Here is a 12,758-nt window from a genome sequence, read left to right as displayed (position 1 = left end):
CACACGCCGGGAACCCGGTGCACATGACAGTCGACCACACGCGAGCACCGGTTCTGGAAGCCCTGGACGAGTACCGACGCAAGGGGCATCTGTCGTTCACGCCGCCCGGGCACAAGCAGGCCCGCGGCGCTGATCCGGCGGTCCGGGAGATCCTCGGTGACGCGGTGTTCCACGGGGACGTGCTGGCCTCGGGCGGGCTGGACGACCGGCTCACCCGGGGCCGGGTGCTGCAACGGGCCCAGGAGCTGATGGCCGACGCGGTGCACGCCGAGCACACCTTCTTCAGCACGTGCGGGAGTTCCCTGTCGGTCAAGGCCGCGATGCTGTCGGTCGCGGGGCCGCACGAGAAGCTGCTGATCGGGCGGGACGCCCACAAGTCGGTGGTGGCGGGGCTGATCATCTCCGGCATCGAGCCCGTCTGGGTCGAGCCCCGCTGGGACGCGGAGCGCAATCTGGCCCATCCGCCGTCCGCCGAGGAGTTCGACCGGGCTTTCGACGCGCATCCGGACGCGCGCGGCGCGCTGATCACGAGTCCCACGCCGTACGGCGGCTGCGCGGACCTGCGGGCCGTCGCCGACGTCTGTCACCGCCGCTCACGGCCGCTGATCGTCGACGAGGCGTGGGGGGCGCATCTGCCGTTCCACCCCGGTCTGCCGTCCTGGGCGATGGACGCGGGCGCCGACATCTGCGTGACCAGCATCCACAAGATGGGCAGCGGTCTGGAGCAGGGTTCGGTCTTCCATCTCCAGGGCGGTCTGGTGCCGCCGGAGCTGCTGGGGATGCGCGCGGATCTGCTGGGCACGACCAGCCCCTCGGTGCTGATCTACGCCGGTCTGGACGGCTGGCGGCGGCAGATGGCGCTGCACGGCGAGGAACTGATGGGCGGTGCGCTGGAGCTGGCGGCCGACGTCCGGGCGGCCATCGAGGAGACCGACGGACTGCACGTCAACGACCGGGACGACTTCTGCGGTCCGGGCCGGTCCGACGACCTCGACCCGCTGCCCGGCGTCATCGACCTCACCGGACTCGGGATCACGGGCTTCCAGGCGGCGGACTGGCTGCGCGAGCACCGGCACATCGACGCGCATCTGGTGGACCACCGCCGTATCGGCGCGCAGATCACCCATGGCGACGACGAGGAGACCACCGGGCAGTTGCTGGAGGCGCTGCGGGACCTCGCGCGGATCGCGCCGGACCTGCCCCGGGCGCCGCGGGTGGAGGTGCCCTCGCCCGCGGAGCTGCGGATGGAGCAGGCGGTGCTGCCCCGTGACGCGTTCTTCGGTCCGGCCGAAGCCGTGCCGGTGGCCGAGGCCGCCGGGCGGATCGCGGCCGAGATGATCACGCCGTACCCTCCCGGCATCCCCGCGGTCCTGCCCGGCGAGCGTCTGACCGAGCCGGTGCTGGCGTATCTGCGCACGGGGCTGGACGCGGGCATGCATCTGCCCGATCCCGAGGACCCCGGGCTGGAGAAGATCCGGGTCCTCGCCGAGAACCCACAACGCCCCCGAAAGTGAAACAGGTCACGCAACCGGGTTTCGGGTGGCGAGCACACCCCCCGGATGGTTTACCGTTCATTCATACGTGGTGACGGAGTGGACCCCCCGTCCTCCGTGCACCACCGCTTACGGCCCTGGCTGGTTTCCCCCGTCCAGCCAGGGCTTTCTCATGCCCGGGCGGCCTGTCGGAAGAAGTCGCGTACGCCGAGGTGCCCAGGGCCCCGGCAGCGGCTGAAATGGGCTTAGGGACAGCACCGCAGTCGACCGCCCGGCGAGGAGCTCCGCATGACCAAAGCGATCAAACTCCTGACCGCCCTGCCTCCGCCCCAGCGGCAGCGTCTGATGACGCTCGCCCGGGAGGTGTCCTTCCCCGAGGACACCCGCATCTTCGAGGCGGACGGCCCGGCCGACCGGTTCTGGGTCATCCGCTCCGGTGCCGTCTCCCTGGACCAGCAGGTGAACTCCCTGCAGCGGGTGACCGTGGCCAGCCTCGGCGCGGGCGACCTGCTCGGCTGGTCCTGGCTGTTCCCGCCCTACACCTGGGACTTCGGCGCGGTGGCGTTCAGCCCGGTGCGGGCGTACGAGTTCGACGCGGGGGCCGTGCTGGCGCTGTGCGAGGAGGACCCGGAGCTGGGGATGATGCTGGTGCGCAACGTCGCCGAGGTCCTCGCGCACCGGCTGGAGATGACCCGGGGCAAGCTGATGGAGCAGTACACGCTGCACCGGCGCGGAGTTCTGTGAGACGTCAGACGCGGTAGCGCCGCAGTGCCGGTACGGCGGCGGCCAGGACCAGCATCACCGCGACGACCAGCAGTCCGCCGCCCGCGACGGCGGTGCCCGGGCCGAAGGCGGAGCCCGCGGTGCCGTGCAGCACGTCGGCCAGGCGCGGGCCCCCCGCCACGACGACGGTGAAGACGCCCTGCATGCGCCCGCGCATCTCGTCGGTGGCGGCGGACAGCAGGATCGCCCCGCGGAAGACCATGGAGACCATGTCGGCCACCCCGGCGAGGGCGAGGAACGCCACCGCGAGCCAGAGGTTGCGACTGAGACCGAAGCCGGTGATGGCCACGCCCCAGACGACCACCGCCCCGATGACCATCCAGCCGTGCCGCCGGGCCCGGGAGAAGGTGCCGGAGAACAGCCCGCCCAGCACGGCGCCGATCGGGATCGCCGCGAACAGCAGGCCCAGCGCGAGCCCTTCGCCGTAGGGGGCGTAGGTCTGGGAGGCGAGCTGGGGGAACAGGGCGCGGGGCATGCCGAGCACCATGGCGATGATGTCCGCTAGGAAGGACAGCAGCAGCACGGTGTGCCCGGATATGTAGCGGAAACCGGCGACGATCTCCTTCACACCGGCCCGCCGCACCGCCGTGCCGGCCAGGGGCGGCAGCGAGGGCAGCCGGTACACCGCCCACACCGTCACGCACAGGGCCAGCGCGTCGATGAGGTACAGCTCGGGCAGCCCGATGACGGGGATCAGGGCGCCGGCGAGCAGCGGGCCGGCCACCTGCCCGGTCTGCATCACGGTCGAGCCGAGGGCATTGGCGGCGGGCAGTTCGTCCTCGGGGACCAGGCGGGCGATGGAGGCGTTGCGGGCCGGTGCGTTCAGACCCCAGAAGGCCTGCTGCACCGCGAGCAGCAGCATCAGCGCGGTCACCGACTCCAGGCCGGCGAAGGCCTGGAGCCAGAACAGCAACGAGGTGACGGCGATGCCGCTGTTGGTGATCAGCAGCAGCTTGCGCCGGTCCACGGTGTCGGCGATCGCCCCGCCCCACAGCGCGAACACGATCAGGGGCACCAGGCCGGCTATGCTCGCGGCACCCACCCAGGCCGAGGAGCCGGTGATGTCGTAGATCTGCTTGGGCACGGCGACGGCGGTGAGCTGGCTGCCGACGGCCGTGACGATCGTTGAGCCCCACAGCCGGCGGTAGGCGGGGCGGCGCAGAGGGCGGGTGTCCATGGCCCACCGCCGCCAGCCACGTCGGCGGGGCACCTGTGGGCCGGGGTCCCGCTCTTCGGTTGTGCTCTCGCTCGTGTCCACGCGCCGCTTCCTCGATGCTCGCTACATCTTTTCGGGCGGGGATCACTATCGCACCGGTCGCCGTCGGCCCGGCGGCCCGTCTCAGCTTCCGATGATCAGCGCGGCGCCGAGCACGATCATGGTGGCGGCGACCAGGCCGTCCAGGACCCGCCAGGCCGCGGGCTTGGCGAGGAACCGGCCGAGCAGCCGGGCGCCGAAGCCGAGGGCGGTGAACCAGCACAGGCTGGCCAGCACCGCTCCGAGGCCGAACGTCCAGCGCAGCGAACCGTGGTCGGCGGCGACAGAGCCCAGCAGGAACACCGTGTCGAGGTAGACATGCGGATTGAGCCAGGTCATCGCCAGGCAGGTGAGCACGGCCCGGCGTACCGATCCGGCCGCCTCCCCCTCGCTCCGCAGCGCGTCGCCGCCGGGCCGGACCATCCGGCGGGCGGCCAGGACGCCGTAGCCCAGCAGGAACGCGCCGCCGATCCAGCCGACCGCCGTCAGCGCGCCCGGCCACTTCACCACCACCGCGCCGACCCCGCCGACCCCGAGCGCGATGAGCGCCGCGTCCGACAGGGCGCAGATGGCGACCACGGCGAGGACGGCCTGGCGGCGGACGCCCTGGCGCAGGACGAAGGCGTTCTGGGCGCCGATGGCGACGATGAGGGACAGTCCGGTGCCGAAACCGGCGGCACCGGCGGTGAAGGTGCTGGTCATGGCGCCGACGCTACGGACAGGACCGACCAGGGTCCAGCTAAGGATTCTTACGTATCATTAGCTCGCGTGATGGCAACCGATCTCCCGCTGGACCAGGTGCGGACCCTGCTCGCCGTCGTGGACGAGGGCACCTTCGACGCGGCCGCGGCCGCGCTGCATGTGACGCCGTCGGCGGTCAGCCAGCGCGTGAAGGCCCTGGAGCAGCGCACGGGCCGGGTCCTGCTGCTGCGGACCAAGCCCGTACGTCCGACGGAGTCGGGCGAGGTGCTGGTCCGGCTGGCCCGCCAGGTGGCACGACTGGAGCACGACGCCTACGCGGAGCTCGGGCTGAGCGGTGCCGGGGAGCCGATCCGGGTGTCGGTCGCGGTGAACGCGGACTCGCTGGCGACCTGGTTCCTGCCCGTGCTCTCCCGCGTGCCGCCGGAGCCGCGGCTCTGCTTCGAGCTGCGCCGCGAGGACGAGGACCACACGGCGGCACTGCTGCGCGAGGGCGCGGTGATGGCCGCGGTGACCTCGTCGCGGGACCCCGTGCCCGGCTGCTCCGTGCGCTCGCTCGGGCGGATGCGCTACCTCCCGGTGGCCGCACCGGACTTCGCCGCCCGCCACGTGACCGGGCCCCTGGCGCGGGTGCTGCCGGAGGTGCCCGTGGTGGTCTTCGACCGGCGGGACGACTTCCAGGACGGCTTCGTCCGCGGCCTCACCCGGGGGCGGAGCGCGGCGAGCGAGCTGCGCACCTACGTGCCGACGTCGGAGGGTTTCGTCGAGGCCGTCGCCGCCGGACTGGGGTGGGGCCTGGTGCCGGAGCCCCAGGCCGAACCCCTGCTGCGCGACGGCCGGCTGGTCCGCATCGCCCCGGGCCGCACGGTCGACGTGCCGCTGTACTGGCAGCAGTGGAAGCTCGACTCGCCGGCGCTGGCGCAGGTGGCGGAGACGGTGACGGAGACCGCCGCCGAAGCCCTGCGCACCTGACGCCGGCCCGTTCAGACCCTGATGTCGGCGAGCCGGGCCGCCGCGCTGTCCAGCAGCATCTCCAGGGCCGTCGGGTAGGCACTGGTGAGCATGCGGGTGGCGAGCAGGGGCGCCGCCTCGGCGATGCGGGGATGGGTCGTGGCGGGCAGGCGGGCGTACGTCGAGCGCCACATGTCCTCGTCGGCGTGGAGCGAGTCGCTGGGCAGGGCCAGTGAGGCGGCGTCCAGCGCGGCGAAGGCCAGGGTCTGGTCGATGAAGGCGTGGTAGATGCGCACGGTGTCGGGCAGCGGGAAACCGGCCGTGCGCAGCACGTCCAGGACGGCCTCGTCGGCGGCCAGCTCATGGGCCCGGCCGGTGACGCGGTTCGTGGTCAGCAGCGCGGCCTGCGGATGGGCGAGATACGCCGCGTGGATGCGCAGCCCGAAGGACCGCAGATCCGCCCGCCACTCCCCCGTGGGCCGCCACCCCTGCAGTGCCTGGCCGATGAGGGCGTCGCCGATGGCGAGGGTCAGGTCGTCCATGCCCCGGAAGTACCGGTAGAGCGTGCTCGGGTCCGCGTCCAGGGCGAGGCCCAGCCGGCGGGCGGTCAGGCCCGCGCTGCCGTGTTCGCGGAGCATCCGCAGCGCGGTCTCGACGATCAGCTCCTCGGACAGCACGGTGCCGCTCTTGGTGGGCCTGCGCCGGCGGCGCTTCTCCTCGGGCACCACGGGCTTGGGCACGACGTCTCCCTCCCTGCCCGCCTTATGCCAACGCCATTGACCTTATGACACGGGGCGGCGTTGTATCTCCTCCAAGGACGGGTCACGTTCTTCGCGAATAGGGAGTTTCTGTCATGCGTGTACTGCTCGTGGGTGCCGGTGGTGTGGGCGGGGCGATCACCCGGATCGCCGCTCGGCGGCCGTTCTTCGAGGCCATGGTGGTGGCCGACTACGACCCCGCCCGGGCCGAGTCGGCGGTGGCCGCGCTGGGCGGCGACGCGCGCTTCGCGGCCGAACAGGTGGACGCGGGTGACGAGGCGGCCGTGGCCCGCCTGCTCGCCCGGCACCGCTGCGACGTCCTCCTCAACGCCACCGACCCCCGCTTCGTGATGCCTCTGTTCCGCGCGGCCCGCGCCGCGGGCGCCACGTACCTCGACATGGCGATGTCGCTGTCCCGCCCGCACGCCGAGCGGCCGTACGCGGAGTGCGGGGTCAAGCTCGGCGACGAGCAGTTCGCGCAGGCCCCCGACTGGGAGAAGGAGGGACTTCTCGCGCTCGTCGGTATGGGCGTGGAGCCGGGCCTTTCGGATGTCTTCGCCCGGTACGCCGCCGACGAGCTCTTCGACGAGATCGAGGAGATCGGCATCCGCGACGGCGCGAACCTGACCGTCGACGGCTACGACTTCGCGCCCTCCTTCAGCATCTGGACCACCATCGAGGAGTGCCTGAACCCGCCGGTCGTCTACGAGAGCGGCAAGGGCTGGTTCACCACCGAGCCGTTCAGCGAGCCCGAGGTCTTCGACTTCCCCGAGGGCATCGGCCCGGTCGAGTGCGTGAACGTCGAGCACGAGGAGGTGCTGCTCGTCCCACGCTGGGTGGACGCCCGCCGGGTGACCTTCAAGTACGGCCTGGGCCGGGACTTCGTCGAGACGCTGAAGACGCTGCACCTGCTGGGCCTGGACCGTACCGATCCGGTGACCGTGCCCGGGCCGGACGGTCCGGTGGCGGTCTCGCCCCGGGACGTGGTCGCGGCGTGCCTGCCCGATCCGGCGACGCTGGGCGAGCGGATGCACGGCAAGACGTGTGCGGGGACCTGGGTGCGGGGCGTGAAGGACGGCGAGCCGCGCGAGGTGTACCTGTACCACGTGGTGGACAACCAGTGGTCCATGGCGGAGTACGGGGCGCAGGCGGTGGTGTGGCAGACGGCGGTCAACCCGGTGGTCGCGCTCGAACTCCTCGCCACCGGTGGCTGGTCCGGCACGGGCGTGCTCGGCCCGGAGGCCTTCCCGGCCCGGCCCTTCCTCGGCCTGCTGACGGACTACGGTTCGCCCTGGGGAATGCGGGAGCAGTGAACGACTGTCCGGGAACGCCCTGTTTCACCGAGCATCGACAGGTGACCCGCAAGGGAGCATGCTTCCGAAAGAGCACGTTTCTACTGCGATGCAGGTGACTTCGATGGACAACTGGCGAGACCACGCTGCCTGTCGGCACGAGGACCCCGAGCTCTTCTTTCCGATCGGCACCTCCGGGCCGGCTCTGCTGCAGACGGAGCAGGCGAAAGCGGTGTGCCGACGGCGCTGCCCCGTGCAGGAGCAGTGTCTGCAATGGGCGCTCGACACGGGCCAGGCCATCGGTGTCTGGGGTGGGACGAGCGAGAACGAACGGCGCACCCTGAAGCGCCGGGCAGCGGCCCGGCGCCGCTCCGGCTGACGCCGTCCGCCCCTGGGGGCCTGGGTCCGCCGTTCGGATCAGGCCGCAGGGGACCGGCGGGGTGGTCAGCGCCGGTGCGCGGGGTCCGGTGCGCGCAGCCGTGAGGCGGAGGAGGGAGCCGACGCGACGGGGGTCCCCCCGTTCGGGGGAGTCGGTGACCGACGACGACAACGCGGATGCGCGCACCGGACCCCGCGTCTGCGCCCTGATCCGAACGACTGGGCCTAGCTGCGGCGCAGCGGCCCCCACGGGTTCTCCTGCCGGGCCACCTCGCCCTTCGCCTCGTCGATCACCTGCTGGTCGATCCAGCACATCGGCCGGACGTCGGTGACCAGCGGTTCGTTGTCCGGTCCGCGGGCGGCCTCTTGGCCCGCGAGCACCCAGGGGTGTACGCCCGGGCCCTTGTCGTGCGGCAGATGGGCGTAGTCGTGCAGCCGGCGGGCCACCCACACCCGGACCGGCCGGTCCTGCCACCATGCCTCGACGCCGAGCGGGTTGGCGGACAGGCCCGGCAGGGACAGGCCGGTCAGATCGTCGGTGCTGGACGCCTTGCGGAGATCGATCTCCGGGCCACGCGACCAGCGGACGTACAGGCCCCGGTGCCGTTCCACGAGCTCGGCGAGTTCGTCGAGAGTGCGCACGACCGGCAGGTCGTCCCGTGCACTCATGTCACGACCTCCTTCCTCGACGCTGCCAGGCGATCGGAGTACCCACCCGGCACGAGCGGAACCGGCCGTTCGGCTCGGTCGGCGCCGGGCCCCGCTCCCCGGCCGGGGTTACGCTCGCGGCACACCCGTACCACCGCGGAGAGGAGCCGGACATGAGCGTGCGCGTGCGCCGTGTCTACGACCCTGCCGAGCCGGAGGACGGGGTGCGGGTCCTGGTCGACCGCTTGTGGCCGCGCGGACTGGCGAAGGACGCGGCGCGGGTGGACGCGTGGCCGAAGGCGATCACCCCGTCCACGGAGCTGCGCCGCTGGTACCACGCGGGTGAGGGCTCGTACGAGGAGTTCGCCGAGCGGTACGAGGCGGAGCTCTCCGCCGACGAGGCCGCCGACGCCCTCGACGGCGTGCGTCTCCTGGTCCGCAAGGGTGAGGTGACGCTGCTGACCTCGTCCAGGACACCGGAGCGAAGTCACGCCGCGGTGCTGGCCCGTCTCCTCCAGGCAGGAGAAGACGGGCCGTGACAGGCGGTCAGGCGGTCTGCTTGGCCGCCGCCCGCCCTGCCGCCCGCCCCGAGAAGAGGCAGCCGCCGAGGAAGGTGCCCTCCAGGGCGTTGTAACCGTGCACACCGCCACCGCCGAATCCGGCGACCTCACCGGCCGCGTACAGCCCCTCGACCGGCTTGCCGTCGGTCCCGAGGGCCCGGGAGTCGAGGTCGGTCTGGATGCCGCCGAGGGTCTTGCGGGTGAGGATGTGCAGCTTGACGCCGATCAACGGTCCGCCCGCCGGATCGAGAACGCGGTGCGGGGTGGCGACCCGGCCGAGGCGGTCGCCGATGTAGCGGCGGGCGTTGCGGATGCCCTGCACCTGGGCGTCCTTGGCGTACGGGTTGGCGATCTGCAGGTCCCGCGCCTCGATCTGGCGCTTGATCTCGGCCGCGTCGAGGAGCGGCTCGTCGGTGAGCTCGTTCATCTTCGCCACGAGCTGTTCGATGTTCGACGCGGTCACGAAGTCGGCGCCCTTGCGCAGGAACGCGTCGACCGGTCCGGGCGCGCCCTTGCCGAGGATGCGCTCCTTGAGGAATCCGGTCCGGTCCTTGGCGGTGATGTCGGGGTTCTGCTCCGAGCCCGAGAGCGCGAACTCCTTCTCGATGATCTTCTGCGTGAGGATGAACCAGGAGTGGTCGTACCCGGCGATGTCCTCGGTGGTGCGCAGGTGCTTGAGGGTGCCGAGCGTGTCGTAGCCGGGCAGGCAGGGTCCGGGCAGGCGGCGGCCGAGGGCGTCGAACCACAGGGAGGACGGCCCGGGCAGGATGCGGATGCCGTGGCCGGGCCAGATCGGGTCCCAGTTCTGCAGGCCCTCGGTGTAGTGCCACATGCGGTCGCGGTTGACCAGCCGGACGCCCGCCTCGGCGCTGATGTCGAGCATCCGCCCGTCGACGTAGGCGGGGACGCCGGTGACCATCTCGCGCGGCGGGGTGCCGAGGCGTTCGGGCCAGTAGCGGCGGACGATGTCGTGGTTCGCGCCGATGCCGCCGCTGGTGACGATGACGGCCTGGGCGGTGAGTTCGAACTCGCCGACGGCGTCGCGGCTGGAGGCGACGCCACGGGGTGCGGGGTCGTCGGCCAGGACGGTGCCGCGCACGCCGCGGGCGGTGCCGCCCTCGACGACGAGTGCGTCGACGCGGTGGCGGTGGTGGAAGGTGAGCAGGCCGTCGCGGGCGGCCTGCCGGGCGTAGCGCACGAACGGTTCGACGACGCCGGTGCCGGTGCCCCAGGCGATGTGGAAGCGGGGCACGCTGTTGCCGTGCCCGTGCGCCGTGAGGTCGCCGCGCTCGGCCCAGCCGACGGTGGGGAGGAACGTGATGCCGTGCCCGTCGAGCCAGGATCTCTTCTCCCCCGCCGCGAACTCCACGTAGGCACGCGCCCAGCGCACGGCCCAGGAGTCCTCGTCCTCCAGCCGGTCGAAACCGGCGCTGCCCCGCCAGTCGCTCCAGGCGAGGTCGAAGGAGTCCTTGATGCCCAGGCGCCGCTGCTCCGGCGAGCCGACGAGGAACAGGCCGCCGAAGGACCAGAAGGCCTGTCCGCCGAGGTTGCCCGCGTTCTCCTGGTCGACGAGGGCGACCCGCCGGCCCCTGCTGGTCAGTTCGTGCGCCGCGACCAGACCGGCGAGACCCGCTCCGACGACGATGACATCGGCATCCATGGCGACCGTTCCCTTCTTCAGTTCTTCGTGTGATCGAGGGTGCCGCTGCCGTCGGTCAGCAGGGCCGTGAGCAGTTGCTTCAGCCAGGCGCGGGCGTGCTCCAGATCCCGGTCCAGCAGCAGTTGCGTGGTGACGCCGTCGTACGCGGCGACCACGGCGCGGGCGGCGCCGTCGGTGTCGCCCAGGACGGCGGGCAGTGCGGTGTGCCCGCGGGCCCGGCCGAGCCGGTCGGCGATCGCCCGACGCAGCCGCGCGCGGTGTTCGAGCAGACTCCGGGCCACCTCCGGGTCGCGGGCCGCGTGGACGAGGAAGTCCGTCTTCACCAGGAGCCAGTCGCGGTCCAGGAGCAGCACGTCGGTGACGCGGTCCACGGCGGCCGGCACGTCGAGGTCGGGCCCGTCGAGGGCGAGGGCCCCGGACACCTGCTCCGCGATCAGGTCGGCCCGCTCGCGGTAGAGGGCGAAGAACAGTTCGTCGAGGCTGGAGAAGTTGGAATAGAAGGCGCCCCTGCTGTAGCCGGCGGCCTCGCAGACCTCCTCGATCGAGACGTGTCCGAAGCCTTTGGCCGCGAACACGGAGAACGCCGCGTCCAGGAGGTTGGCTCGGGTGTGGACACGACGCCTGGTCACGCGACCGGTGCTTCCTCCGACAGACATGCCCGGCCCCCCTTTCGATACAGGACTGTATTGGATACACCGGTGTATCGAAAGGGCGAGTTCTCTATGGAACATGCTTTCGATTCGGAGGTAGGCTGGCCGTATGCACCTGCAAGGCTCCCTCTTCGACCAGACCGACGAGCTGCGTCTCGGTCCGCTGGACGGGATCAGCCGGACCCACCTCGGCTTCGGCGCCTGGCTCGACGTGCTGCCCGGGTGGCTCAGCGGCTCGGACGGCTTGTTCGAACAGCTGGCCTCGGAGGTTCCGTGGCGGGCGGAGCGGCGCACGATGTACGACACCGTGGTCGACGTCCCCCGCCTGCTGGCGTTCTACGGCGTCGACGACCGGCTTCCGCACCCGGTGCTGGCCGACGCGCGGGACGCGCTGAGTGCCCACTACGGCGAGGAACTGGGCGAGCCGTTCACCACGGCCGGGCTGTGCTACTACCGCGACGGCCGGGACAGCGTCGCCTGGCACGGCGACCGGATCGGGCGCGGTGCGCACGAGGACACCATGGTCGCCATCCTGTCCGTGGGAGCGCCCCGGGACCTGCTGCTGCGCCCGGTGCGAGGCGGCCCGGACACCGTGCGGCGGCCGCTGGGGCACGGCGACCTCGTCGTGATGGGCGGTTCCTGCCAGCGCACCTGGGAACACTCGATCCCCAAGAGCACCCGGGCGACGGGGCCGCGCATCAGCATCCAGTTCCGCCCGCACGGCGTGCACTGACGGCGGTCCGAACGCCCCTGCCGCGCGACCCGGTTCAGGCGGACCCGGCGCTTCCGTCCGCCGCCGGGTCTGCTTTTCTTCTCCCGTCGAGCCGGTACCGGGAACCACACAGGGCGGGGCGAGCATGCGGGCGGACGTACACCAAGTCGCGGACGGCACCTACCTGGTGCACGGCTCGAACACCAACTGGGTGATCCTCACGGAAGGGGACGCCGTCACGCTGGTCGACACCGGCTACCCCGGTGACCGGGAGCAGGTCCTCGCCTCCCTCGCGCAGGTGGGCAGCTCCCCGGAGGCGGTCGCGGCCGTGCTGATCACTCACGCGCACAACGACCACCTGGGTTCCGCCGAGTACCTGAGCGCCGCCTACGGCACACCCGTCCACCTCCACGAGGCCGAAGTGCCGCACGCCCGCCGGGACTTCCTGCACCAGGTGTCCGTCGGGACGGTGCTGAGGAACGGCTGGCGGCCGGGGGTGCTGCCCTGGGCCGTGCACGCGCTGCGCTCGGGCGGCACGGCCCACGTCCCGGTCACCGCTCCGCAGGCGTTCCCGGCGGCGGGCGCCCTGGACCTGCCGGGACGGCCGGTACCGGTGCACACGCCGGGCCACACCGACGGGCACTGCGCCTACCACCTGCCCGCCAACGGTGCGCTGATCTCCGGGGACGCCCTGGTCAGCGGCCACCCCACCTCGCGCGTCGAGGGGCCGCAGCTGCTGCCGGACATGTTCCACCGTGAGCGGGCGCGGGCCCTCGCCTCCCTGGACGTCCTGGCCGGGCTGGAGGGCGAGCTGCTGCTCCCCGGGCACGGGCCGGTCCACCGCGGGCCGGTGCGGGACGCCGCGCACCGGGCCCGGGAACGCGCCCTTTAGAGTGAGGCGACGATCGGCGGCGAGACA

General features: G+C 72.2%; 14 protein-coding genes. 8 read left to right on the top strand and 6 right to left on the bottom strand.

The genetic code is table 11. The features are described from left to right. The first annotated feature begins 23 nt into the window (after window positions 1–23). Both ACFY9E_RS37840 and ACFY9E_RS37835 read left to right on the top strand, forming a co-directional pair. The gene (locus ACFY9E_RS37840; protein ID WP_390992617.1) at window positions 24–1,514 is read left to right on the top strand and encodes an aminotransferase class I/II-fold pyridoxal phosphate-dependent enzyme; all 1,491 of its coding nucleotides are present in this window, start codon (window positions 24–26) and stop codon (window positions 1,512–1,514) included. Window positions 1,515–1,781: 267 nt separating this feature from the next. Beyond that, a complete protein-coding gene (locus ACFY9E_RS37835; protein WP_390992614.1) occupies window positions 1,782–2,237 on the top strand; it encodes a cyclic nucleotide-binding domain-containing protein in 456 nt (151 codons plus the stop codon). 4 nt (window positions 2,238–2,241) lie between these two features. On the opposite strand, the gene ACFY9E_RS37830 is transcribed toward ACFY9E_RS37835, so the two are convergent. Both ACFY9E_RS37830 and ACFY9E_RS37825 read right to left on the bottom strand, forming a co-directional pair. Further along, on the bottom strand, window positions 2,242–3,534 hold the full coding sequence (locus ACFY9E_RS37830) for an MFS transporter (RefSeq protein ID WP_390992611.1): 1,293 nt from the start codon (window positions 3,532–3,534) through the stop codon (window positions 2,242–2,244). A gap of 81 nt (window positions 3,535–3,615) precedes the next feature. Next, window positions 3,616–4,233, bottom strand: a complete 618-nt coding sequence (locus ACFY9E_RS37825; protein WP_390992608.1) for a LysE family transporter — start codon at window positions 4,231–4,233, stop codon at window positions 3,616–3,618. 69 nt (window positions 4,234–4,302) lie between these two features. Here ACFY9E_RS37825 and ACFY9E_RS37820 point away from each other — a divergent pair, with 69 nt between their 5' ends. Further along, window positions 4,303–5,202 carry an ArgP/LysG family DNA-binding transcriptional regulator gene (locus tag ACFY9E_RS37820; RefSeq protein ID WP_390992605.1) on the top strand — a complete coding sequence of 300 codons (900 nt, stop codon included), beginning with the start codon at window positions 4,303–4,305 and terminating at the stop codon, window positions 5,200–5,202. A gap of 11 nt (window positions 5,203–5,213) precedes the next feature. Here ACFY9E_RS37820 and ACFY9E_RS37815 read toward each other — a convergent pair whose 3' ends face one another. Next, on the bottom strand, window positions 5,214–5,921 hold the full coding sequence (locus tag ACFY9E_RS37815; RefSeq protein ID WP_390992602.1) for a TetR/AcrR family transcriptional regulator C-terminal domain-containing protein: 708 nt from the start codon (window positions 5,919–5,921) through the stop codon (window positions 5,214–5,216). A gap of 113 nt (window positions 5,922–6,034) precedes the next feature. Between ACFY9E_RS37815 and ACFY9E_RS37810 the strand changes: the two genes are divergently transcribed. Then, window positions 6,035–7,252 (top strand): saccharopine dehydrogenase C-terminal domain-containing protein, encoded by a 1,218-nt coding sequence (locus ACFY9E_RS37810; protein ID WP_390992599.1) that lies wholly within the window; start codon window positions 6,035–6,037, stop codon window positions 7,250–7,252. Window positions 7,253–7,355: 103 nt separating this feature from the next. Further along, window positions 7,356–7,610 (top strand): WhiB family transcriptional regulator, encoded by a 255-nt coding sequence (locus ACFY9E_RS37805; RefSeq protein WP_390992596.1) that lies wholly within the window; start codon window positions 7,356–7,358, stop codon window positions 7,608–7,610. A 224-nt stretch (window positions 7,611–7,834) separates the two neighbouring features. Here the strand turns inward: ACFY9E_RS37805 and ACFY9E_RS37800 are convergent, their stop codons facing one another. Beyond that, complete coding sequence (locus tag ACFY9E_RS37800; RefSeq protein WP_390992593.1) at window positions 7,835–8,278, bottom strand: DUF6098 family protein; 444 nt, start codon at window positions 8,276–8,278, stop codon at window positions 7,835–7,837. 152 nt (window positions 8,279–8,430) lie between these two features. Here ACFY9E_RS37800 and ACFY9E_RS37795 point away from each other — a divergent pair, with 152 nt between their 5' ends. Next, a complete protein-coding gene (locus tag ACFY9E_RS37795) occupies window positions 8,431–8,796 on the top strand; it encodes a DUF488 family protein (RefSeq protein WP_390992590.1) in 366 nt (121 codons plus the stop codon). Between the two features lie 7 nt (window positions 8,797–8,803). Here the strand turns inward: ACFY9E_RS37795 and ACFY9E_RS37790 are convergent, their stop codons facing one another. Then, window positions 8,804–10,477 (bottom strand): FAD-binding dehydrogenase, encoded by a 1,674-nt coding sequence (locus ACFY9E_RS37790; protein WP_390992587.1) that lies wholly within the window; start codon window positions 10,475–10,477, stop codon window positions 8,804–8,806. A 17-nt stretch (window positions 10,478–10,494) separates the two neighbouring features. Continuing rightward, window positions 10,495–11,133 (bottom strand): TetR family transcriptional regulator, encoded by a 639-nt coding sequence (locus ACFY9E_RS37785; protein WP_390992584.1) that lies wholly within the window; start codon window positions 11,131–11,133, stop codon window positions 10,495–10,497. 103 nt (window positions 11,134–11,236) lie between these two features. Here ACFY9E_RS37785 and ACFY9E_RS37780 point away from each other — a divergent pair, with 103 nt between their 5' ends. Continuing rightward, entirely contained in the window at window positions 11,237–11,860 is a 624-nt protein-coding gene (locus tag ACFY9E_RS37780; protein ID WP_390992581.1) for an alpha-ketoglutarate-dependent dioxygenase AlkB, read from the top strand. Between the two features lie 124 nt (window positions 11,861–11,984). Continuing rightward, complete coding sequence (locus tag ACFY9E_RS37775) at window positions 11,985–12,731, top strand: MBL fold metallo-hydrolase (protein ID WP_390992578.1); 747 nt, start codon at window positions 11,985–11,987, stop codon at window positions 12,729–12,731. The last annotated feature ends 27 nt before the right edge of the window (window positions 12,732–12,758 follow it).

It is taken from the genome of Streptomyces sp. NPDC012466 (assembly GCF_042955215.1).
Lineage (GTDB): Bacteria > Actinomycetota > Actinomycetes > Streptomycetales > Streptomycetaceae > Streptomyces.
Note: the sequence above shows the minus strand (reverse complement) of the source record. Positions and strands in the feature narration are given on the sequence as shown.

Bases quoted from the DNA above. Each gene is read 5' to 3' on its own strand.
- ACFY9E_RS37840 (WP_390992617.1), top strand. From the start codon at position 24: ATGACAGTCGACCACACGCGAGCACCGGTTCTGGAAGCCCTGGACGAG.
- ACFY9E_RS37835 (WP_390992614.1), top strand. From the start codon at position 1,782: ATGACCAAAGCGATCAAACTCCTGACCGCCCTGCCTCCGCCCCAGCGG.
- ACFY9E_RS37825 (WP_390992608.1), bottom strand. From the start codon at position 4,233: ATGACCAGCACCTTCACCGCCGGTGCCGCCGGTTTCGGCACCGGACTG.
- ACFY9E_RS37820 (WP_390992605.1), top strand. From the start codon at position 4,303: ATGGCAACCGATCTCCCGCTGGACCAGGTGCGGACCCTGCTCGCCGTC.
- ACFY9E_RS37810 (WP_390992599.1), top strand. From the start codon at position 6,035: ATGCGTGTACTGCTCGTGGGTGCCGGTGGTGTGGGCGGGGCGATCACC.
- ACFY9E_RS37805 (WP_390992596.1), top strand. From the start codon at position 7,356: ATGGACAACTGGCGAGACCACGCTGCCTGTCGGCACGAGGACCCCGAG.
- ACFY9E_RS37800 (WP_390992593.1), bottom strand. From the start codon at position 8,278: ATGAGTGCACGGGACGACCTGCCGGTCGTGCGCACTCTCGACGAACTC.
- ACFY9E_RS37795 (WP_390992590.1), top strand. From the start codon at position 8,431: ATGAGCGTGCGCGTGCGCCGTGTCTACGACCCTGCCGAGCCGGAGGAC.
- ACFY9E_RS37790 (WP_390992587.1), bottom strand. From the start codon at position 10,477: ATGGATGCCGATGTCATCGTCGTCGGAGCGGGTCTCGCCGGTCTGGTC.
- ACFY9E_RS37785 (WP_390992584.1), bottom strand. From the start codon at position 11,133: ATGTCTGTCGGAGGAAGCACCGGTCGCGTGACCAGGCGTCGTGTCCAC.
- ACFY9E_RS37780 (WP_390992581.1), top strand. From the start codon at position 11,237: ATGCACCTGCAAGGCTCCCTCTTCGACCAGACCGACGAGCTGCGTCTC.
- ACFY9E_RS37775 (WP_390992578.1), top strand. From the start codon at position 11,985: ATGCGGGCGGACGTACACCAAGTCGCGGACGGCACCTACCTGGTGCAC.